A 22,524-nucleotide genomic window follows, 5' to 3' on the forward strand; every position below is an offset into this window, starting at 1 on the left:
ACAAACGACATTCTCTCCCTGCGGAAGAGTATTGTAGGCCGGGCAAGCGAAGCGCCGCCCGGCATTCCCACCCTAGCTGAAGACCACCTGCGCCCAGCGCGCCAGCCCGGCGGTGACGGAGCCAAAATCATCGCCCCCGGCAATCGGGATGCCCGGCAACTGCTGCGCCAGCGCTTTTTTGATCAGTGGCGAACGGGCGCTACCCCCGGTGAGATAGATCACGTCCGGCTTTTCATTGCCATTATCCAGCGCCAGCTGCACCTGCTCGAGGATGCGCTGTAAAGGCTGCGCCAGCGCCGCCTCCAGCCCCTGCTGGCTGATGGCTGTCGCCAGCTCATCGCTGATGAACGGCAGCGTCACGGCGTGCTCTGCGGCCTCGGAGAGGGCAATTTTGCTCTCTTCGGCGCTACGTACCACCCGGTAGCTCAGACGCTGACGCCACACCTTGTGCAACAGCGCTACTTTGTCGCCATCCTGGGCGTCACGGATCAGATCGTTAAGGAAACGGCCATTGGCGACGCTGTAGAAATCGCTTTGCGCTGGCACATCGTTAATCGCCACGGCGTTCCACCACGGCAGGATCGGAAGCGCGGTGCCTTTTTCGGTCTGCCCGCCCATACCGAGCAGCGGCATCAGGCTCTTAAAAGCCAGGGCGATATCGAGGTCGTTACCGCCGATACGACAGCCGCTGTGCCCCAGCAGGCTGCTCTCGCGATCCTGGCGCTGGTGCCACTGCGGGCCCATCAGCAGCAGCGAGCAGTCGGTGGTCCCGCCGCCGATATCCACCACAAGTACCCGTTTTTCACTGTTCAGGGTCGCTTCAAAATCGAGACCGGCGGCAACCGGCTCATACTGGAACACCACGTCGCGGAACCCGGCACGCTGCGCAGCACGTTCCAGAATCCCCTGCGCCTGCTGGTTCGCTTCATCGCCCCCCAGCCCCTGGAAGTTAATCGGCCGACCAATCACCGCCTGGGTGATCGTATCCGTCAGCTGAGTCTGGGCCTGCTGGCGAATATGCAGCATCATGGCGCAGACCAGATCTTCAAACAGCGCTACCTGCTGCGGCTTCAGGCCGCTGGCACCGAGGAAGGATTTTGGTGACTTCACGAAGTAGACCTCTTCCGGATCCTCAATGTAGTGACCCAGGGAAGAGAGGCCAAACTGTACGCTGGCCGGGGTGACGTCGATATCTTCTTCGCGGTTAAAGCTGACCGCCCGACGCAGCAGCGCCTGGGTTTCCGTGCCGGTAGCCGGCACCTGATGATGGCGGTACAGCCACTCGCTCACCGCCTCGCGGGTCGGCGCGCAGAGCATCGACGGCAGCAGCGTGCTGTTGTTTTCCATTTTCAGCAGCTGCGGCTGCCCGTTTTGCATCACCGCAACTGAACAGTTGGCGGTGCCATAGTCAAATCCGATAAACACGTCAGCGTCCCCATGCCATTGAGAAGGGGCGAGACTGTAGCGAAATGTCAGGCTGGCGACAACTGGAATATGAAAGCAAGGCGCAGGTGGCGATCTCCGTTTATGCTGTGACAGAACAAAAAAAGGAGCGACGATGTTTACCCTCACCTGGCACCCGCCCTATGACTGGCAATGGATGTTGAAATTTCTTGGCGATCGTGCGGTCGCCGGGATTGAAATCGTGACCCCCACCGACTATACCCGCAGCTTTGCCTGCCAGGGACATCAGGGGCTGATCCACGTCACCCCGCAGCCCGGGGGCACGCTGGAGGTGGTACTCAGCGACGGGCTGTTGCCGGTGGCCGATCTCTGCCTGGCGCGCATCACCCGCCTGTTCGATCTGCACTGCGATCCGCAGCAGATCGCCCAGGCGCTGGGCTCGCTCGGCGCCGCGCGGCCTGGCCTGCGCCTGCCGGGCTCGATGGATACCTGGGAGCAGGGCGTGCGCGCCATCTTCGGCCAACTGGTGAGCGTGGCGATGGCCGCGAAGCTCACCGCGAAGCTGGTGGCGCTCTGTGGTGAACCCCTGCCGGGGGAGCTGGGCTATCGCTGTTTCCCGACGCCTGCCGCGGTAGCACAAACCGATCCGCTGGCGCTGAAAGCGCTGGGCATGCCACTGAAACGCGCAGAGTCGCTGATTCATCTGGCCCGGTCGGTCATGGCAGGGGATTTCCCGACAGAGGCCCCGGCCGATATTGAGAGCGCGATTAAAGCGCTACAGACCCGGCCCGGAATTGGCCGCTGGACGGCGAACTACTTCGCCCTGCGCGGCTGGCAGGCAAAAGATGTCTTTCTGGCGGATGATTATCTGATTAAGCAGCGCTTTGCCGGGATGACCCCGGCGCAAATCCGCCGCTATGCGGAACGCTGGCAGCCGTGGCGCTCGTACGCCCTGCTGCATATCTGGTACACCGACGGCTGGACGCCGTCAGTTGATGCCGAAGTAGCTGGTATTCAGTAGCAGCTCCAGCGGCTGCGGCTCGCCAATGGTATTGCCGTAGATATAGTCGATGCCAATGCCGGAGAGGGTATCCATCATGATCGGTTGGTTGCTCGGCCCGGCGATTGTTTTGATGCCCAGCCGCTGGGCGTGGCCCTGGATAATGGTCACCAGCATCTCATCCATCAGATTTCCGTGAACGTTCGCCACCAGCTCGGGGTCGAGGAGCAGATAATCGGCCATCTGCGCGCTCAGGTGGTTGAACACCTCCATATCGCGGCCTACATGGCTCAGGATGATACGGCATCCGGCTTCACGCAGCTTCTGCAGATTGTGGTGGGTATTGTCATCCTCCTGCGTCAGGACGCTGACGTTAACGATCAGATGCAGCAGGCGCGGCTGCAGCGGACAGGCGCGCAGCATCTCCAGCAGTTCATCCACCAGCGTGGCGCTGGCAAGACCGGCCATGGAGAGCGGCAGGGCGACCCCGGTGCCTTTGTTGGTCAATGGGGTGGCGAAGTTGCGGAAAAACTCCTGCAAAATACGTCTGTCCAGGGCGTGGATTAACTCCGGCTCCGCCAGCCCCGCCCGGAAAGCCTGCTCTTCGAGCATCTCGCCGTCGTTGGTCCACAGGCGCAGGGCAAGCATCCAGAAGGTACTGCTTTCAGGGATGCGCGGCGAGGCGACGCTGCGGGCGATCATCAGCAGATGATTGTCTTTGATCATGTGCCACTGCTCGTCCAGCGAGATAGCGCCCGGCGCGTTCAGCATCCGCTCCTGCTGCGGTTCATACACCGTCACCACGCCACGGCCACTGTTCTTCGACGAGTAGCAGGCGATATCAGCCTGCGACATCACCTCTGAGGCCTGGTTATTGCGCTCGTCGATCTGGGTGATCCCGGCGCTGGCGCCGATGCGGTGCAGGCGGCCCTCCCACATAAAGTGATAGCCGTTGATGGCGTCGATGATGCGTCCGGCAATATAACGCGCGCTTTCCGTGTTGCAGTCCGGCAGCAGCAGGCCAAACTCATCCCCGCCCAGACGGGCGAGCATATCGGTGGAACGCAGCATGCTCAGCATCAGGGAGGAGAGCTCCCGCAGCAGCGCATCCCCCGCCGCGTGGCCTGCGGTGTCGTTGACCGCTTTGAAACGGTCCAGATCGATAAACACCAGCGCATGACGCTGGCGCGTCTCCTGCACGGTGTGCAGCATCCGCTTAAGGGAGGCCTCAAAACTGACGCGGTTCGCCAGGTGGGTGAGGGCATCATGAGAGGCGTTATAGCTCAGCTCGCGCAGCATTTTGCGCGATTCGGTAACGTCCTGGATAACCAGCACCGAGCCGATGTTCTGCCCGTCGAGGGTGCTTAGCGGGGTAATGCTGTAGTGAATATCGTAGCTGCCGCCGTTGCGGCTGTGCAGCACCACATCCTGTTCGATATCGCTGCGGGACATATCTCCGCTATGGATGTTCTCCATCAGCGGGCCGTTATCGCCGAAGGTGATATGCAGGACCGAGAGGATCGGCTGGGACAAAGCCTCTTCCTGCAGCCAGCCGCTCATCTTCTCCGCCACCGGGTTCATAAAGGTGACGTTCATATTCACGTCGGTACAGAGCACCGCTTCGCCGATGGAGTCGAGAGTAATATGCAGACGCTCTTTTTCCTGGAACAGCGCCTCGTTCAGCTCTTTGACTTCGGTCATATCCATATTGATACCAAGCAGGCGTTCCACTTCGCCCTGTTTATTCAGCACCCGGTTCGCCAGAGCGCGAATGTGCCTGATACCGTCTTTCACCCGGATACGGAACTCCAGCTTGAACGGAACGCGGGCCGCCAGCGAATCCCGTACCACCTGTTCCGCCATGGCACGATCTTCCGGCAGCATGCACTCATGCCATAGCTGCCAGGTGGGCTTAACGTGGGGAGGCACTTCATACAGCTCGAACATGCGCTTATCCCAGCTGATGACGTTGGGTTTGACATCCCACTCCCAGATGCCAATCCCGCCAGCCTCGTTGGCAAGCGTAATACGTTCCATCAGGCGCTTATTCACCCATTCGGTATGCTTGAGGTCGTTAATATCTTCGACCTGGGCAATAAAGTAGAGCGGGGTACCATCGGCGTGACGCACCAGGGAGACCGCCAGCAGCGCCCAGACCACCTCGCCGCTGCGGGTGTAGTAGCGCTTTTCCAGCGAGTAGCTGTTGATTTTACCTTGCAGCAGTTGGTCCAGTTGCTCCAGATCGCTCTCTAAATCTTCCGGCCAGGTGAGTTGCTGGAAGCTAAGGGAACGCAGCTCGGCCTGGGAGTAGCCGAGGAACTGGCACAGCGCTTTGTTCGCCTGCAACCACTGTCCGTCGGTGCTGACCAGCGCCATACCGATAACGGAATACTCCATCGCGTTGCGAAAACGCTCTTCGCTTTCGGTAATGTGCTTACGCTCGGCGCGAAACGCATACATCACCATGGTCATTACGTTGGCGGGCAGCAGCATCATCAGGAAGGGCAGCCACGGGGCGTTGGTCATCGCGCCAACATTTTGCGTGGTCAGCGGGACCGGATTTTTGGCAATCATCAACGACACCATCATTACCGTCACCAGGAAGACCAGGAAGGCTTCAAGACGCGGCAGACGCACGGCGCTCCACATCAGCAGGACAATGATGGCCGTAAAGGGCCAGGGCAAAAAATGCAGGGCGATCCAGCTGAGCAGCAGCGTCACCACCATGGTCAGCAGGGTTTCAAACAGCAGGCAGGGGTTGCGATGGCGCAGCAGATAGTGCGGCTTGAACAGCAGCCCTAATGGCACCAGCGCCAGCGCGCCGACAGATTCTGACAGCACCCAGACCATAAAGCTGCGCAGCGGCTCGTCGCTCGGGACCAGCAGCCAGACCAGCACGCCACCCAGCAGGGGCGGGATCAGCGCGCTGCCGATCGCCAGACGGATCCAGTCCCCGAGATTCTGCAAAGGGTTGTAGCCGGGGAGCAGTTTGCGCAGCAATAACGCGCCGACAAATGCCTCTACAATGTTGATGCCCGTGTACCACAGGTTGATGGCATCCCAGGAGAAGATAAGCCAGGTGGCGAAGATATTACCGACGCTACAGGCGAGGGCGATGCCGGGCCACATCTTTCCGGCATGGCGGTAGAACGCCACCATGATAATAGAGGTGGGGAACCATAAAGGCGCCAAAAAAGTGCCGAAACGCGTTAATTCGAGCGAGAAAAGTGTGAATATAAAGGTAACCAGTCCAAGACTGACAAGCCGTAGTAAAGGATGTGGCGTAGTGACCAAAACGCGCTGGTATTTTTTATTCATTACCGCTTTATCCGAAGACGCCATGCCGCCAGGAGTCTGCTCCGGACGAGTTCATTTTTTAATTTTCTTCATGCTAGTACAAACAATTTACAATTTATATGGTATGCGCTGATAAATTGACATCACAGCATTATTAAATACTTATCCTGCAAAAAATTCATCTTTGGCGCTGGAAAAGTAGCCGAAAAAATTTGTATCAGGAATAATCTGCACTGTCTTTGAACGCGTCTCGCATAACATTTCTATTCGGCTGGTATCAGGCCGATGAAATCCCTATAATTGCCGCGTTTGACGCTCAGGCGTCGTCCTTCCTTACATCCAGGTTACTCAGGTCGCAAAATTTATGACTGATAAGTCTCATCAGTGCGTCATTATAGGCATCGCCGGCGCATCGGCTTCAGGTAAAAGTCTCATTGCCAGTACGCTTTACCGTGAATTACGTGAACAGGTCGGTGATGAGCACATCGGCGTTATTCCAGAAGACAGCTATTACAAAGATCAAAGCCATCTGTCGATGGAAGAGCGTGTCAAGACCAACTATGACCATCCCAGCGCGATGGATCACAGCTTGTTATTCCAGCATCTTCAGGCCCTGAAGAACGGCACCGCCATTGAGCTGCCCGTCTATAGCTATGTTGAACACACCCGTCTGCAGGAAACGGTGCGCATTGCGCCGAAAAAGGTCATTATCCTCGAAGGGATCCTGCTGCTCACCGACGCCCGTCTGCGCGAATCCATGAACTTCTCGATTTTTGTCGACACACCGCTCGATATCTGCCTGATGCGCCGTATCAAACGCGACGTGAACGAACGCGGCCGCTCCATGGATTCGGTGATGGCGCAATACCAGAAAACGGTTCGCCCAATGTTCCTGCAGTTTATTGAACCGTCCAAACAGTACGCCGATATCATCGTGCCGCGCGGAGGTAAAAACCGCATCGCTATTGATATTCTGAAAGCGAAAATCAGCCAGTTTTTTGAATAACACGCGCGAATTGTGTACCGTTCAAAGATAACCGGGCTCGCCCTCCGGCTCTGGTGGCCTGAGGGCGCGCTGCACGAAAGGAGAAAGTGATGCGTCTTTGTGATCGAGATATTGAAGCCTGGCTGGACGAAGGACGTCTGAGCATTACCCCGCGCCCGCCGGTCGAGCGCATTAACGGCGTGACTGTCGATGTCCGTCTGGGGAATAAGTTTCGTACCTTTAGCGGCCATACCGCGCCCTTTATCGACCTCAGCGGGCCGAAAGATGAAGTCAGCGCCGCACTCGATCGGGTGATGAGCGACGAAATCGTGCTGGACGACGGCGACGCGTTCTATTTACATCCGGGTGAACTGGCGCTGGCTGTCACCTTTGAATCTATCACCCTGCCTGCGGATCTGGTCGGCTGGCTCGACGGGCGTTCGTCGCTGGCGCGTCTGGGGCTGATGGTACACGTGACCGCGCACCGTATCGATCCGGGCTGGTCAGGGCGTATTGTGCTGGAGTTTTTCAACGCCGGTAAACTGCCCCTGGCGCTGCGTCCGGGCATGATGATTGGCGCGTTGAGTTTCGAGCCGTTAACCGGCCCGGCGGCACGTCCGTACAACCGCCGCCAGGATGCTAAATATCGCGATCAGCAGGGTGCTGTCGCCAGTCGTATTGATAAAGATTGAGCTTAAATCCGGTCCATTGAGGAAGCCATGAGAAGAGTTCTGACAACGCTGATGATTTTGCTGGTGGTGCTGATTGCAGGCCTGTCAGCGTTGGTTCTGCTGGTCAATCCCAATGACTTTCGCGCCTATATGGTGCGTCAGGTGGAGGCGCGCAGCGGCTATGTCCTGAAGCTGGATGGCCCGCTGCGCTGGCACGTCTGGCCGCAGCTTAGCATCCTGTCCGGGCGCATGTCGCTCACCGCGCCAGGGGCCACCGAGCCGCTGGTGACTGCCGACAATATGCGCCTTGACGTGGCGTTAATGCCGCTGCTGTCGCATCAGCTACAGGTCAACCAGGTGATGCTTAAAGGGGCGGTGATCCAGCTGACCCCGCAGACCGAAGCGGTTCGTAATGCCGATGCCCCGGTGGCACCGCGGGAAAATACCCTTCCCGATAAAGCGGAAGACGCGGGCTGGTCATTTGACATTGGTCGTCTGAAGGTGGCTGACAGCGTGCTGGTGTTCCAGCACGAGGGTGATGAGCAGGTCACGGTTCGCAATCTCAACCTGCAGATGGAGCAGGATGAACATCACAAAGGCAAAATTGATTTTAGCGCCCGCGTGAACCGCAATCAGCGCGATCTGAACCTCGCGTTTAGCGCTAACGTCAACGCCTCTGACTATCCGCATCTGCTGAATGCCGATATTCAGCAGCTCACCTGGCAACTGACCGGCGTCGATCTGCCAGCGCAGGGCATCAGCGGGCAGGGCACGCTGCAGGTTCAATGGCGCGAAGAGCAGAAACAGCTCGCGCTTAACCAACTCAATCTGCAGGCTAATGACAGCGCCCTTACCGGGCAGGCCAGCGTGATCCTGGGAACCGACCCGCAATGGAACATGAACCTGCAGTTCGACAGGCTCAATCTGGAAAATCTGCTCCCGGCGCAGGCGACCGCAGCGGCAAACAATCAGGCGGTACAGCAGGGGCAAAATCAGGCCAGAGCCCAGCGCCCGGTTATCGCTTCCAGTCTGGACGAACCTGATTACAATGGCCTGCGCGGTTTCAGTGCCGATATCCAGCTCAAAGCCAACAGCATTCGCTGGCGCGGGATGGACTTTACTCAGGTCAGCAGCCAGATGAGCAACAAGAACGGGCTTCTGACCATTGCGGAACTGAGCGGTAAATTGGGGGAAGGGCAGCTCTCCTTGCCCGGCACGCTCGACGTGCGTAAAGCCACCGCCCAGACCACCTTCCAGCCGCGTCTTGATAACATTGAGATCGGCACCATCCTGAAGGCCTTCAATTATCCGATTGCGTTGACCGGCAGCCTGAACCTGGCCGGGGACTTCTCCGGCAGCAAGATTGACGCGGAAGCCTTCCGCCACAACTGGCAGGGTAAGGCGCATCTGGAAATGCACAATACCCGCATGGAAGGGCTTAACTTCCAGCAGCTGGTGCAGCAGGCGGTGGAGCGCAGCAGTAACGTGAAGGTTAAAGACAACTTTGACAATGCGACCCGTCTGGACAACTTTGTCACCGATTTGACCCTCAATAAGGGGCAGGTGACGCTTGAGGGGATGCAGGGCGAATCACCAATGCTGATGCTCGAAGGCAACGGCACGTTGGATCTGGTTAAGGAGACCGCCGACACCCGCTTCAAAGTTCGCGTGCTGGAGGGCTGGCTTGGCGAAGGCAAGCTGGTCGATTTCCTGAAAACGACGCCGATCCCGCTGAACGTATACGGCAAATGGCAGGCGCTGAACTACAGCCTGCAGGTGGACCAGCTGCTGCGTAAGCATCTCCAGGATGAAGCGAAACGTCGTCTGAGCGACTGGGCGGAGAAGAATAAAGATTCGAAAAACGGGAAAGATGTGAAGAAGTTGCTGGATAAGCTTCAGTAGCGCTATCCCCCCTCACCCGAGAGGGTGAGGGGAACCGCATCACACCTCGTAATCCACATCATCCTCCGTGATCAGCGGGATCAGCTGCACCTTCTGCACCCGGTGGTTCTCCACCTCCAGCGTTTTCAGCGCGTAATCACCCACCTGCACCTCTTCGCCCGGCTGGGGGATTCGCTGCAGGTTCTCCATCAGCAGCCCGGCGATGGTGTGATATTCGCGCTTATCATCCAGCGGCAGCGGCACATACTGCACCAGGTCTTCCAGCGGCATATGGCCGTTAGCGGTCCAGCTGCCGTCGGCGTTTTTCTGAATATCATGCCGGGCGTCAATCTCTTCCACTTCGTTCGGCAGGTTACCCGCGATGGTCTCCATCACGTCGCTGAGGGTGGCAATCCCCTCCACGGAACCAAACTCATCCACCACAAAAGCAAAGTGGGTGCGCGCGTTACGGAACTGCTCCAGGGCCTGCAGCAGCGGCAGCACTTCCGGGAAGACCAGCGGCTGGCGGATCAGTACCCGCAGGTTTAACGGCTCGCCACGCAGTTGCTGATTGAGCAGGTCAATCACGTGAACCACTCCCAGCAACTCCTCTTCCCGGTCGCTACCGGTGACCACAATGCGGGTGTGCTGGTTTTTATCCAGCAGCGCACGGATGGTCGCCTCCGGGGCATTGAGGTCGATGTGCTCAATATCATGGCGCGAGGTCATGATGCTGCTGACGGAGCGCTGGTTCAGGTGGAGCACCCGCTCAATCATCCGCCGCTCCTGAGGGGCGAAGATCGGGCTGTTGTCATGGTCGGCAAGCAGCGAGGCGGACTGGGCATCCAGTTCAGCATCCTCTTTTTTGCCGCTCAGCAGACGGATAACCGTATCCGCGGTGCGCTGGCGCAGCGTCTGATTGGCAGAGAGGAAACGGCGGCGGTTGAAGATCGCCAGCTGGTTCAGCGCCTCGATAATCACCGAGAAGCCGATTGCGGCGTAGAGATACCCTTTCGGAATATGGAAACCAAAACCGTCCGCCACGAGGCTGAAGCCGATCATCAGCAGGAAGCTCAGGCAGAGAATGACAATGGTCGGGTGGTCGTTAACAAAGCGCGTCAGCGCCTTGCTGGCCATCACCATCAGCGCAATGGCAATAATAACGGCGGCCATCATGACAGGCAGATGATCGACCATCCCCACGGCGGTGATGACTGAATCCAGCGAGAAGACGGCGTCCAGCACCACGATTTGCGCCACCACCGCCCAGAACTTCGCCCCGCGGCGCTGGGTGGGGTTCTCGCTGTCCTTGCCTTCCAGCCTTTCGTTGAGTTCGACAGTGGCTTTGAAGATCAGGAAAAAACCACCAAACAGCATGATCAGATCGCGGGCGCTGAAGCCAAAGCCGTGGACGGTAAACAGCGGGCGGGTGAGGGTCACCAGCCAGGAGATAGAGGCCAACAGCAGCAGGCGCATGACCATCGCCATTAACAGACCGGTGATGCGGGCGCGGTCGCGCTGAGCAGGGGGCAGTTTTTCGGCGAGAATGGCGATAAAGACCAGGTTATCGATACCGAGCACAAGTTCCAGCACCACCAGGGTGACCAGACCGGCCCATATTGATGGATCTGCTATCCATTCCATAGTGAGACTAATACCTTTCGTTATATGACAATTGTCACATTTCGATCATGGATACTGCGCCAGAAAAATGCAATGCCGACCTGGCATTTATCTGCATAGATTTTCCTTATCTGGCCGGTAATAAACCCTGCATTCTGTACGTTAATATCGGAATAATTCCGAATAAATTAAAATAAGAAATATCGCAGGTTCTCTGGCGTTATTTAATAATGTCAATATAAAGCTATTCCTAAAAATACGGAAATGCGACCGTTAATATTATTCTTAAAAGCCACGCCTTCGTTGATGATTCCTTGCCTGCTTTTCGGATAGCTGCAACAATTCTTTCAGCATCAAATAGCAGTCGTTTTTGGTGCTATTTCTGTGTCGGTTTAATGACCTGAGAAATGTATATCGTGTTCGGATTAATCCTGCCCGTTATATTTTTTCATTAAACCCTGTCAAAGAGGGTGCTTGCCCCTAACTAGCTGTTTAAACAGTAGATTGGTAACTGAAAGCCAAGGGCGGTAGCGTGCCTGAAAGCGTGTTAATCAGCCTCGATTATTCTGTCAATAGCCTGAGAGCGAATAAGCTTCTTTTAGGACTGATGCCAGTTATATTTCTCTTTTATTGACTGCATGCTAAAAGTAATACGCCTTCGCACTTATTTAAATGCACAGGATAATTACTCTGCCATAGTGATAAATAATCAATGATGAAATCCAAAATGAAATTGATGCCATTATTGGTCTCTGTGACCTTGATGAGTGGTTGTACGATCTTCCCCGGCAGCAATATCTCAACTTCCGGTAAGGATGTGATTAAACAGCAGGATGCTGATTTTGACATCAACCGCATGGTTAACGTTTATCCCATGACCCCGCAGCTGGTTGAACAATTACGCCCTCGCCCGATTGTCGCACGGCCGAATGTCGATCTCGACCAGGAGATCGCCAACTACCAGTACCGCGTCGGGCCCGGGGACGTGATTAACGTCACCGTCTGGGATCACCCGGAGCTGACCACCCCGGCGGGGCAGTATCGTAGCTCCAGCGATACCGGCAACTGGGTTCAGGCGGATGGCACCATGTTCTATCCCTATGTCGGCAAACTTCGCGTGGCGGGCAAAACGCTCGCACAGATCCGTAGTGATATTACCGGCCGTTTAGCGCAGTACATCGCTGACCCGCAGGTGGACGTTAATATCGCCGCATTCCGTTCGCAGAAAGTCTATGTCTCCGGCCAGGTGAATAAATCCGGCCAACAGCCGATCACCAACGTGCCGCTGACGGTGCTTGACGCCATCAACTCCGCGGGCGGGCTTACTGATGGCGCCGACTGGCGCAATGTGGTGCTGACCCATAAAGGCAAAGAGGAGCGTATCTCCCTGCAGGCGCTGATGCAGAACGGCGATCTGAGCCAGAACCGTCTGCTCTATCCGGGCGACATCCTGTTTGTGCCGCGCAATGACGACCTGAAAGTGTTCGTGATGGGTGAAGTGAAGAAACAGAGCACCCTCAAGATGGACCTGAGCGGTATGACCCTGACCGAAGCGCTGGGCAACGCGGAAGGGCTGGATATGAGCACCTCCGATGCCAGCGGTATCTTCGTGATCCGTCCTATTACAGGAAACAATGCGAACGGCAAGATTGCCAACGTTTACCAGCTGGATATGTCTGATGCCACCTCACTGGTGATGGCGACCGGCTTCCGCCTCCAGCCATATGACGTGGTCTATGTCACCACCGCGCCGATAACGCGCTGGAACCGTGTGATGAACCAGCTGATGCCGACCATCAACAATATCCATACCATGACCGACACGGTACATCAGTACCACAACTGGTGATAACGATGTTTAACAAAATTCTGGTGGTTTGTGTGGGGAATATCTGCCGTTCCCCTACCGCTGAGCGGCTACTTAAGCAGTACCAACCGCAGCTCACCGTGGCGTCAGCCGGGTTGGGCGCGCGGGTGGGCAAAGGGGCCGATGAGCGTGCAAGTCAGGTTGCGGCGGAGCATCAGCTTTCACTCGACGGGCATTGCGCCCGTCAGGTGACGGCCAGCCTGTGCCGTGACTACGACCTGATCCTCGCGATGGAAAAACGCCACATTCATGCCCTGTGCGATATCGCACCGGAGATGCGCGGCAAAGTGATGCTGTTTGGTCACTGGGACAACGAGCGTGAGATCCCCGACCCGTACCGCAAAAGCCATGAAGCGTTTGAGGCGGTTTACACCTTACTCGACCAGTCTGCCCGCCAGTGGGCAGAGGCACTGAACGTTCAGCAGGGATAATAATGACAGCAAACGTAAAACCTTCTGCCGCCCCGAGCGCGGGCAGTGATGAAATTGATATTGGTCGTCTGATCGGGACCGTGGTCGAGGCGCGCTGGTGGGTGATTGGCATCACCGCGCTCTTTGCCGTTGCGGCGGTGATTTACACCTTTTTTGCCACCCCGATCTACAGCGCCGACGCGCTGGTACAAATAGAGCAAAACACCGGCAATTCCCTGGTACAGGACATTGGATCGGCGCTGGCAAACAAGCCGCCCGCCTCGCAGGCGGAAATTGAGCTGATCCAGTCCCGCCTTGTGCTGGGAAAAACCGTGGACGATCTGGACCTCGATATCGGCGTCACTAAAAACACCTTCCCGGTGTTTGGTGCGGGCTGGGACCGGTTGATGGGCCGTCAGAATGACACGGTTAAAGTGACCACCTTCCAGCTTCCTGCCGGGGGCGCCAGCCAGGAGTTTACCCTCGAGGTGCTGGGGAAAGACCAGTATCAGCTTACCAGCGACGCCGGGTTTAGCGCCCGCGGCAAGGTGGGGGAGATGCTGAATAAAGATGGCGTGAGCATGATGGTCAGCGACATCCATGCCCAGAGCGGCAGCGAGTTCACCGTCAGCAAATTCTCAATGCTCGGGATGATCAATAACCTGCAGGGCAACCTGTCGGTCACCGAAACCGGAAAGGATACCGGGGTGCTGAGACTGACCTTTACCGGCGAGGATAAGGACAAGATCCGCGACATTCTCAACAGCATTACCCGCAACTACCAGGCGCAGAACGTGAAGCGTAAGTCGGAAGAGGCGTCAAAAAGCCTCGACTTCCTCGCGAAACAGCTCCCGGAAGTGCGCGCCCATCTGGATCAGGCCGAGAACAAGCTCAACGCTTTCCGTCAGGATAAAGACTCCGTCGACCTGCCGCTCGAAGCGAAGTCGGTGCTGGATTCGATGGTCAATATCGACGCCCAGCTCAACGAGCTGACCTTTAAAGAGGCGGAAATTTCCAAACTCTACACGAAACGCCATCCGGCCTACCGTACGCTGCTGGAAAAACGCCAGACGCTGGAAGAGGAAAAAGCCAAGCTCAATAACCGCGTCACCGCGATGCCAAAGACTCAGCAGGAGATCCTGCGTCTGACCCGCGACGTGGAGTCTGGCCAGCAGGTCTATATGCAGCTGCTGAACAAACAGCAGGAGCTGAAGATCACCGAGGCGAGCACCGTTGGCGATGTGCGGATTGTCGACCCGGCCATCACCCAGCCGGGCGTGCTGAAGCCGAAGAAGGCGCTGATTATTCTCGGCAGCATTATTCTCGGTCTGATGCTCTCCATCGTCGGCGTGCTGCTGCGCTCCCTGTTTAACCGTGGGATCGAAAGCCCGCAGGTGCTGGAGGAGCACGGCATCAACGTCTACGCCAGCATCCCGCTGTCGGAGTGGCAGAAGTCGCGCGACAGCGTCAAAACCACCAATGGCGTCAAACGCTACAAACAGAGCCAGCTGCTGGCAGTCGGTAACCCAACGGATCTGGCTATCGAAGCTATCCGCAGCCTGCGCACCAGTTTGCACTTCGCCATGATGCAGGCCAGCAACAACGTACTGATGCTTACCGGGGTCAGCCCGTCGATCGGTAAAACCTTTGTCTGCGCCAACCTGGCGGCGGTAGTCAGCCAGACCAACAAACGCGTGCTGCTGATCGACTGCGATATGCGAAAGGGCTACACCCACGAGCTGCTGGGCACGAATAACGTTAACGGTCTGTCGGACATTCTGCTGGGCAAGGGCGATATCAGCCAGTGCGCGAAGCCGACCTCCATCCCTAACTTTGACCTGATCACGCGCGGACAGGTGCCGCCGAACCCGTCGGAACTGCTGATGAGCGAACGCTTTACTCAATTGGTGAAGTGGGCCAGTGAAAACTATGACCTGGTGCTGATCGACACCCCGCCAATCCTCGCAGTAACGGATGCGGCAATTGTCGGTCGCCATGCGGGCACCACGCTGATGGTGGCGCGCTACGCGGTGAACACCCTGAAAGAGGTGGAAACCAGCCTCAGCCGCTTCGAGCAGAACGGCATTCCGGTGAAAGGGGTGATCCTCAACTCCATCTTCCGCCGCGCCACCGGGTATCAGGATTACGGGTATTACGAGTACGAATATAAGTCGGACAGCAAGTAATGAGCCATTCGGGGAACACCATGACACCACGTCCTTTGATTTCCATTTATATGCCGACATGGAACCGTCAGCAGCTGGCGATCCGTGCGATAAAATCGGTATTGCGCCAGGATTATGACCACTGGGAATTGATCATCGTTGATGACTGCTCCTCCTCGTACGAGCAGCTCCAGAAGTTTGTCACTGACCTGGACGACCCGCGGGTGATCTACACCCATAACCCCATTAACTCCGGCGCCTGCGCGGTCCGCAATCAGGCTATTCTGCAGGCATCCGGTCAGTATCTGACCGGTATTGACGATGACGACGAGTGGACGCCAAACCGGCTGTCGACCTTCCTGGCGCATCAGCACCACCTGGTGACCCACGCCTTTTTGTATGCCAACGACTATGTTTGCGAGGGGGAGGTCTACTCTCAGCCCGCCAGCCTGCCGTTGTACCCAAAATCGCCGTACTCCCGCCAGCTGTTCTACAAGCGCAACATCATCGGCAATCAGGTCTTTACCTGGGCGTGGCGCTTTAAGGAGTGCCTGTTCGATACGTCGCTTGCCGCCGCCCAGGATTACGACATCTTCCTGCGGATGGTGGTGGAGTATGGCGAGCCGTGGAAGGTAGAAGAAGCCACCCAGATCCTGCACATCAATCATGGTGAAATGCAGATCACCTCGTCGCCGAAAAAATTCTCCGGCTACTTCCACTTCTACCGCAAGCACCGGGACAAGTTCGACCGCGCCAGCCGCAAGTATCAGCTCTTTACGCTGTATCAGATCCGCAATAAGCGGATGAACTGGCGCACCCTGTTGACGCTGATTTCGGTCCGTAACGGTAAGCGTCTGGCCGACGGACTGCGGGGGAAATAATGGTGCTGGAAGATTGTCGCGCAAACAGCTGGAGCCTGCGCCCCTGCTGCATGGTGCTGGCTTATCGGGTGGCCCATTTTTGCTCGGTGTGGCGCAAAAAAAACGTCCTCAACAATCTATGGGCGGCACCGGTTCTGGTGCTTTACCGCCTCATCACCGAGTGCATTTTCGGCTACGAAATCCAGGCCGCGGCCACCATCGGCCGCCGCTTCACCATTCACCACGGCTATGCCGTGGTGATCAATAAATTCGTGGTCGCCGGGGATGATTTTACCATCCGTCACGGTGTGACCCTCGGTAACCGCGGCCCGGACAGCCTGGCCTGTCCGGTCATCGGCAATAACGTTGAGCTGGGCGCCAACGTGGTGATGATCGGTGATATCACTGTCGGTAATAACGTCACCGTGGGGGCGGGAAGCGTAGTGCTGGACAGCATCCCCGACAACGCGCTGGTGGTGGGCGAGAAGGCCCGCGTGAAGGTGATCAAATGAACATTCTGCAATTTAACGTTCGTCTCGCCGAAGGCGGGGCGGCAGGGGTGGCGCTGGATCTGCATCAGCGCGCGCTGCAAAAAGGACTTAAGTCGCGCTTTATCTACGGTTACGGCAAGGGCGGCAAGAAAAGCGTCAGCCACGACCGCTATCCGCAGGTGGTGAAACACACCCCGCGCCTGACCTCAGTGGCCAATATTGCCCTGTTCCGTCTGTTTAACCGCGATCTGTTCGGCAACCTCAACAGCCTGTATCGCACCGTGACCCGCACCCCGGGCCCGGTAGTGCTCCATTTTCACGTCCTGCACAGCTACTGGCTGAAACTGGAAGAGGTCGTGGCGTTTTGCCAGAAGGTGCAGGCGCACAAACCCGACACCACGTTCGTCTGGACCCTGCACGATCACTGGAGCGTCACTGGCCGCTGCGCCTTTACCGACGGCTGCGAAGGCTGGAAAACGAACTGTCAGAAATGCCCGACGCTCAGCAACTATCCGCCGGTGAAGGTGGATCGCGCCCATAAACTGGTGGATGTCAAACGTCAGCTGTTCCGCGACATGCTGGCGCTCGGCTGTCAGTTCATCTCTCCCAGCCAGCATGTGGCCGACGCCTTTAACAGCCTGTACGGGGCAGGGCGCTGTCGGATCATCAACAACGGTATCGACGTGGCGACAGAGGCGATTCTGGCAGAGCTGACCCCGGTCGCTGTCACCGCCGGCAAGCCGAAAATTGCCGTGGTCGCGCACGATCTGCGCTACGACGGCAAAACCAACCAGCAGCTGGTGCGCAACATGATGGCGCTCGGCGACAAGATCGAGCTGCACACCTTCGGCAAATTCTCGCCGTTTGAAGGGCCGAACGTGGTGAACCACGGCTTCGAAACCGACAAACGCAAACTGATGAGCGCCCTGAACGGGATGGATGCGCTGGTGTTCAGCTCCCGGGTGGATAACTACCCGCTGATCCTGTGCGAAGCGCTCTCCATCGGGGTGCCGGTGATCGCCACCCACAGCGACGCCGCGCGGGAAGTACTGGAAAAATCGGGGGGCAAAACCTTCAGCGAAGAGGAAGTGCTGCCTCTGGTGCAGTTAGCGAAAGCGGATATCGCCCAGGCGGTATTTGGCACCTCCCTTAAGGCATTCCGCACCCGCAGCCGCCAGGCCTACAGTGGACAACAGATGCTGGAGGAGTATGTCTCGTTCTATCAGAATCTGTAGCTATCTGCTGCTGCCGCTCATCTACCTGCTGGTCAACGTCAAAATTGCCCAGCTGGGTGAGAGCTTCCCCATCACCATCGTGACCTTTTTACCGCTGCTGCTGTTACTGTTTGTCGACAAAATCAGCGTGAAAAAGCTGATGATAGCGCTGGGGCTGGGGGCGGGGCTGACGGCCTTCAACTACATTTTTGGTCAGTCGCTGGATGCCAGTAAATACGTTACTTCCACCATGCTGTTTGTCTATATCGTCATCATTATTGGCATGGTGTGGAGTATTCGCTTTAAAACGGTCTCGCCGCACAATTATCGGAAGATCCTCAGGTTCTTTTATCTGGTCATTGGAATCATTGTCACCCTCGCCGCACTGGAGATGGCGCAAATTATTCTGACCGGCGGCAGTAGCCTGATGGAAATAATTTCGAAATATCTTATTTACAGTAATAGCTATGTACTGAATTTCATTAAATTTGGCGGCAAGCGTACCACAGCGCTCTATTTTGAACCGGCATTCTTCGCTCTGGCGTTAATCTCAATTTGGCTCAGCATCAAACAGTTTGGTATCAAAACGCCTAAGAGCGATGCTATGATTCTTGCAGGAATTGTTCTGTCAGGATCGTTCTCCGGGGTGATGACATTTATTCTGTTTTACCTTCTGGAGTGGGCGTTCCAGTATCTGAATAAAGAGGCGATCAAGAAAAAGTTACCTTTAGCGATCATTTCATTGTCCGTCTTTTTAGTCGGGGTGGTATTTGCCTTCCCGTATATTTCCGAACGTCTGGGTGATTTGGGCACCGAAGGGTCATCCTCTTATTACCGTATTATCGGTCCGCTGGTGATGGTGGGGTACTCTTTAACCCATATTGACGGTGTAGTCAGATTTGGCTCACTTTATGAATATGTCGCATCATTCGGAATCTTTAACGGTGCGGACGTCGGAAAAACAATAGACAATGGCTTGTATCTGCTGATTATTTATTTTTCATGGTTCGCAGTATTATTAACGGCGTGGTATCTGTTTAAAGTTTTTAAAATGATGATCAGCGCCTTTGGTGATAATCAGAATTTTCGCGTACAGCTTTATCTCTTTACGCCAGTATCGCTGTTTTTTACCGGGTCAATATTTAGCCCAGAGTATGCATTTTTGATTGTATGCCCGTTTATTTTGCGCAAAGCGCTTAATATTACGCATTCATAACGAGGTGGTTTATGTTACTAAGCGTTATTACTGTCGCCTTTCGTAACTACGAGGGCGTGGTAAAAACCTGGCAGTCGCTGCGCAATCTGGCAGGCGATCCCAGCCTCAACTTTGAATGGATTGTGGTGGATGGTGGTTCGAACGACGGCACCGCAGAATTCCTCGAAAAACTGAATGGTGAGTATAACTTACGCTACATCAGCGAGAAAGATCGCGGTATCTACGATGCCATGAATAAAGGTATCGATATGGCGCAGGGGCGCTATGCCATCTTCCTTAATTCCGGCGATATTTTTCATGACGACGTAGCGCAGTTTGTCCGTCAACTCGTTCGAGTCCAGGATAACGCTATGTATATGGGCGATGCGTTACTTGATTTCGGTGATGGAAATAAAGTGCGCCGTACGGCGAAACCGGGCTGGTACATTTATCACAGCCTGCCGGCCAGCCATCAGGCGATTTTCTTTCCGATGAGCGGGTTAAAAACGTACCCGTACGATCTGCAGTACCGCGTTTCATCGGATTACGCTCTGGCCGCTCGGCTGTATAAAGCCGGATATCCTTTTAAACGTCTGCCTGGTCTGGTTTCTGAATTTTCGATGGGCGGCGTGTCAACGTCGAATAATCTGGAATTATGCCAGGATGCCCGCAAGGTGCAACGCGACATATTACGCGTGCCGGGTGTATGGGCGGAATTATCTTATTTATTACGTCTTAAAACCACGGGTAAAACCAAAGCCTTATATAACAAAGTCTGAATATAAGGAAAAAGTATGCAGGAATTAAGCGGCTTCTCTGTGCCAAAAGGATTTCGTGGCGCAGGGGGGATTAAGGTGCAGTTATGGTGGGCGGTACAGGCGACATTATTTGCCTGGTCCCCACAAATTATGTATCGCTGGCGCGCATTTTTATTACGCAGCTTCGGTGCAAAAATCGGAAAAAACGTAGTGATTCGCCCGTCGGTAAAAATTACTTACCCATGGAAATTAAGTCTCGGGGATAACGCCTGGGTTGGTGACGACGCGGTGTTATATACGCTGGGTGAAATTTCGATTGGCGCGAATGCAGTGGTATCTCAGAAATGCTACCTCTGTACCGGCAGCCACGATTATATGAGTCAACATTTTGATATTAATGCGCAGCCAATCACCATTGGCGAGAAATGCTGGCTGGCGACCGACGTATTTGTCGCCCCCGGCGTCTCCATTGGCAATGGCACCGTTATTGGTGCGCGCAGCAGTGTTTTTAAGTCGCTACCGGCAAACAGGCTTTGCCGTGGCAATCCCGCAGTGGTGATACGCGAACGCGTTGAAACTGAATAACTTCTGATAAGTCTGGAGAAAATAAACATGTCTAAAGTCGCTCTCATCACCGGCGTAACCGGACAGGATGGTTCTTATCTGGCGGAACTCCTGCTGGAAAAAGGCTACGAAGTGCACGGAATCAAACGTCGTGCCTCCTCTTTTAACACCGAGCGCGTGGATCATATCTATCAGGATCCGCACGCGGCGAACCCGAAATTCCATCTGCACTACGGCGATCTGACCGATACCTCCAACCTGACCCGTATTCTGCAGGAAGTCCAGCCGGATGAAGTCTATAACCTGGGCGCGATGAGCCACGTGGCCGTCTCCTTCGAATCCCCGGAATACACCGCTGACGTTGACGCCATCGGTACCCTGCGTCTGCTGGAAGCGATTCGTTTCCTCGGTCTTGAGAAGAAGACCCGTTTCTATCAGGCCTCCACTTCCGAGCTCTACGGCCTGGTGCAGGAGATCCCGCAGAAAGAGACAACGCCGTTCTACCCGCGCTCTCCGTATGCGGTGGCAAAAATGTACGCCTACTGGATCACCGTTAACTACCGTGAATCCTACGGCATGTACGCCTGCAACGGCATCCTGTTCAACCACGAGTCTCCGCGCCGTGGCGAGACCTTTGTGACCCGTAAGATCACCCGCGCGATCGCCAACATCGCTCAGGGTCTGGAGAAGAAGCTCCACCTCGGCAATATGGACTCCCTTCGCGACTGGGGCCATGCCAAAGACTACGTAAAAATGCAGTGGATGATGCTGCAGCAGGAAAAACCGGAAGACTTCGTTATCGCCACCGGCGTGCAGTACTCCGTGCGTCAGTTCGTTGAGATGGCTGCTGCCCAGCTGGGCATCAAGCTGCGCTTCGAAGGCACCGGCGTAGACGAGAAAGGGATTGTGGTCTCCGTAACCGGCCACGACGCACCGGGCGTACAGCCGGGCGATGTGATTGTGGAAGTTGACCCGCGCTACTTCCGTCCTGCCGAGGTAGAAACCCTGCTGGGCGACCCGACCAAAGCGCACGAAAAACTGGGCTGGAAACCAGAAACCACGCTGCAGGAGATGGTCTCCGAGATGGTGGCAAAAGATCTCGAAGCGGCGAAAAAACACTCCTTGCTTAAATCCCACGGCTACGAGGTTGCCATCGCGCTGGAGTCCTGAGAATGACCAAACAACGTATTTTTGTTGCCGGACATCGCGGGATGGTGGGTTCGGCGATTGTTCGCCAGCTGGAGCAGCGTGGCAACGTCGAGCTGGTGCTGCGCACCCGCGACGAGCTTAACCTGCTGGATGCGCAAGCAGTTGAGGCTTTCTTTGCTGAACAGCGCATCGACCAGGTCTATCTGGCGGCGGCGAAAGTGGGGGGGATTGTCGCCAACAATACCTACCCGGCGGATTTCATCTACGAGAACATGATGATCGAGAGCAACATTATTCACGCGGCGCACCTGCACAACGTGAATAAGCTGCTGTTCCTCGGATCCTCCTGTATCTATCCGAAGATGGCGAAACAGCCGATCGCCGAGAGCGAGCTGCTGCAGGGCACGCTGGAGGCAACTAACGAGCCCTACGCGATTGCCAAGATTGCCGGGATCAAGCTGTGCGAGTCCTACAACCGCCAGTACGGTCGCGACTATCGTTCGGTGATGCCGACCAACCTGTACGGCCCGAACGATAACTTCCACCCAAGCAACTCCCATGTGATCCCGGCGCTGCTGCGCCGGTTCCATGAAGCTACCGTCAGCAACGCACCGGAAGTGGTGGTGTGGGGCAGCGGCACGCCGATGCGCGAATTCCTCCACGTGGATGATATGGCTGCCGCCAGCATACATGTGATGGAGCTGGCCCGTGAGGTGTGGCAGGAGAACACCGAGCCGATGCTGTCGCACATCAACGTCGGCACCGGGGTGGACTGCACCATCCGTGAACTGGCTGAAACCATCGCGCAGGTGGTGGGGTACAAAGGCCGCGTGGCCTTCGATGCCACTAAACCTGACGGCACCCCGCGCAAGCTGCTGGACGTGACCCGTCTGCACCAGCTGGGCTGGTTCCACGAGGTGACGCTGGCCCAGGGGCTGGCCAGCACCTACCAGTGGTTCCTGGAAAATCAGCACCGCTTCCGGGGGTAAC

At 56.2% G+C, this 22,524-nt stretch carries 18 protein-coding genes; 15 read left to right on the forward strand and 3 right to left on the reverse strand.

Going from position 1 to position 22,524, the window contains the following annotated elements:
• Positions 1-72: 72 nt before the first annotated feature.
• Positions 73-1,425: a molecular chaperone gene (gene yegD, locus DVA43_RS02650; protein ID WP_114314498.1), complete on the reverse strand. Its 1,353-nt coding sequence runs from the start codon at positions 1,423-1,425 to the stop codon at positions 73-75.
• 133 nt (positions 1,426-1,558) lie between these two features.
• Here yegD and alkA point away from each other — a divergent pair, with 133 nt between their 5' ends.
• The gene (alkA, locus tag DVA43_RS02660; protein WP_114314499.1) at positions 1,559-2,425 is read left to right on the forward strand and encodes a DNA-3-methyladenine glycosylase 2; all 867 of its coding nucleotides are present in this window, start codon (positions 1,559-1,561) and stop codon (positions 2,423-2,425) included.
• Here alkA and DVA43_RS02665 read toward each other — a convergent pair.
• Positions 2,393-5,722, reverse strand: coding sequence for a diguanylate cyclase (locus DVA43_RS02665; RefSeq protein ID WP_114317058.1), 3,330 nt, complete (start codon positions 5,720-5,722; stop codon positions 2,393-2,395). The genes alkA and DVA43_RS02665 overlap by 33 nt on opposite strands.
• Before the next feature lie 343 nt (positions 5,723-6,065).
• Here DVA43_RS02665 and udk point away from each other — a divergent pair, with 343 nt between their 5' ends.
• The 3 genes from udk to asmA all read left to right on the forward strand — a co-directional run bounded on the left by udk (position 6,066) and on the right by asmA (position 9,259).
• The gene (udk, locus tag DVA43_RS02670) at positions 6,066-6,707 is read left to right on the forward strand and encodes a uridine kinase (protein ID WP_032612454.1); all 642 of its coding nucleotides are present in this window, start codon (positions 6,066-6,068) and stop codon (positions 6,705-6,707) included.
• A gap of 89 nt (positions 6,708-6,796) precedes the next feature.
• A complete protein-coding gene (gene dcd / locus DVA43_RS02675; protein WP_103825073.1) occupies positions 6,797-7,378 on the forward strand; it encodes a dCTP deaminase in 582 nt (193 codons plus the stop codon).
• A 27-nt stretch (positions 7,379-7,405) separates the two neighbouring features.
• Positions 7,406-9,259: an outer membrane assembly protein AsmA gene (gene asmA / locus DVA43_RS02680; RefSeq protein WP_114314500.1), complete on the forward strand. Its 1,854-nt coding sequence runs from the start codon at positions 7,406-7,408 to the stop codon at positions 9,257-9,259.
• A gap of 39 nt (positions 9,260-9,298) precedes the next feature.
• Here asmA and DVA43_RS02685 read toward each other — a convergent pair whose 3' ends face one another.
• Entirely contained in the window at positions 9,299-10,882 is a 1,584-nt protein-coding gene (locus tag DVA43_RS02685; RefSeq protein ID WP_114314501.1) for a TerC family protein, read from the reverse strand.
• Positions 10,883-11,573: 691 nt separating this feature from the next.
• On the opposite strand from DVA43_RS02685, the gene DVA43_RS02690 reads away from it, so the two are divergent.
• Genes DVA43_RS02690 through DVA43_RS02740 form a run of 11 tightly spaced genes read left to right on the forward strand, consistent with a single transcriptional unit; the run spans position 11,574 to position 22,523 of the window.
• Positions 11,574-12,710: a polysaccharide export protein gene (locus DVA43_RS02690; RefSeq protein WP_103825076.1), complete on the forward strand. Its 1,137-nt coding sequence runs from the start codon at positions 11,574-11,576 to the stop codon at positions 12,708-12,710.
• Positions 12,711-12,715: 5 nt separating this feature from the next.
• Entirely contained in the window at positions 12,716-13,159 is a 444-nt protein-coding gene (gene wzb, locus DVA43_RS02695) for a low molecular weight protein-tyrosine-phosphatase Wzb (RefSeq protein ID WP_114314502.1), read from the forward strand.
• A gap of 2 nt (positions 13,160-13,161) precedes the next feature.
• Positions 13,162-15,324 (forward strand): tyrosine-protein kinase Wzc, encoded by a 2,163-nt coding sequence (gene wzc / locus DVA43_RS02700; RefSeq protein ID WP_114314503.1) that lies wholly within the window; start codon positions 13,162-13,164, stop codon positions 15,322-15,324.
• A gap of 20 nt (positions 15,325-15,344) precedes the next feature.
• On the forward strand, positions 15,345-16,184 hold the full coding sequence (gene wcaA, locus DVA43_RS02705; protein ID WP_114317059.1) for a colanic acid biosynthesis glycosyltransferase WcaA: 840 nt from the start codon (positions 15,345-15,347) through the stop codon (positions 16,182-16,184).
• Positions 16,185-16,186: 2 nt separating this feature from the next.
• Entirely contained in the window at positions 16,187-16,675 is a 489-nt protein-coding gene (gene wcaB / locus DVA43_RS02710; protein ID WP_103181109.1) for a colanic acid biosynthesis acetyltransferase WcaB, read from the forward strand.
• A complete protein-coding gene (gene wcaC, locus DVA43_RS02715; RefSeq protein WP_114314504.1) occupies positions 16,672-17,889 on the forward strand; it encodes a colanic acid biosynthesis glycosyltransferase WcaC in 1,218 nt (405 codons plus the stop codon). Before wcaB ends, wcaC begins: the two co-directional genes overlap by 4 nt.
• Entirely contained in the window at positions 17,864-19,084 is a 1,221-nt protein-coding gene (wcaD, locus tag DVA43_RS02720; protein ID WP_114314505.1) for a colanic acid polymerase WcaD, read from the forward strand. The genes wcaC and wcaD overlap by 26 nt, the downstream gene beginning before the upstream one ends.
• 11 nt (positions 19,085-19,095) lie before the next feature.
• Positions 19,096-19,842: a colanic acid biosynthesis glycosyltransferase WcaE gene (gene wcaE / locus DVA43_RS02725; protein ID WP_114314506.1), complete on the forward strand. Its 747-nt coding sequence runs from the start codon at positions 19,096-19,098 to the stop codon at positions 19,840-19,842.
• A 15-nt stretch (positions 19,843-19,857) separates the two neighbouring features.
• On the forward strand, positions 19,858-20,406 hold the full coding sequence (wcaF, locus tag DVA43_RS02730) for a colanic acid biosynthesis acetyltransferase WcaF (RefSeq protein WP_114314507.1): 549 nt from the start codon (positions 19,858-19,860) through the stop codon (positions 20,404-20,406).
• Positions 20,407-20,433: 27 nt separating this feature from the next.
• Complete coding sequence (gene gmd, locus DVA43_RS02735) at positions 20,434-21,555, forward strand: GDP-mannose 4,6-dehydratase (protein WP_103180220.1); 1,122 nt, start codon at positions 20,434-20,436, stop codon at positions 21,553-21,555.
• Between the two features lie 2 nt (positions 21,556-21,557).
• The gene (locus DVA43_RS02740) at positions 21,558-22,523 is read left to right on the forward strand and encodes a GDP-L-fucose synthase (RefSeq protein ID WP_114314508.1); all 966 of its coding nucleotides are present in this window, start codon (positions 21,558-21,560) and stop codon (positions 22,521-22,523) included.
• Position 22,524: the final 1 nt, after the last annotated feature.

The sequence above is a fragment of the Leclercia sp. W6 genome (assembly GCF_003336345.1).
Classification (GTDB): Bacteria; Pseudomonadota; Gammaproteobacteria; order Enterobacterales; family Enterobacteriaceae; genus Enterobacter.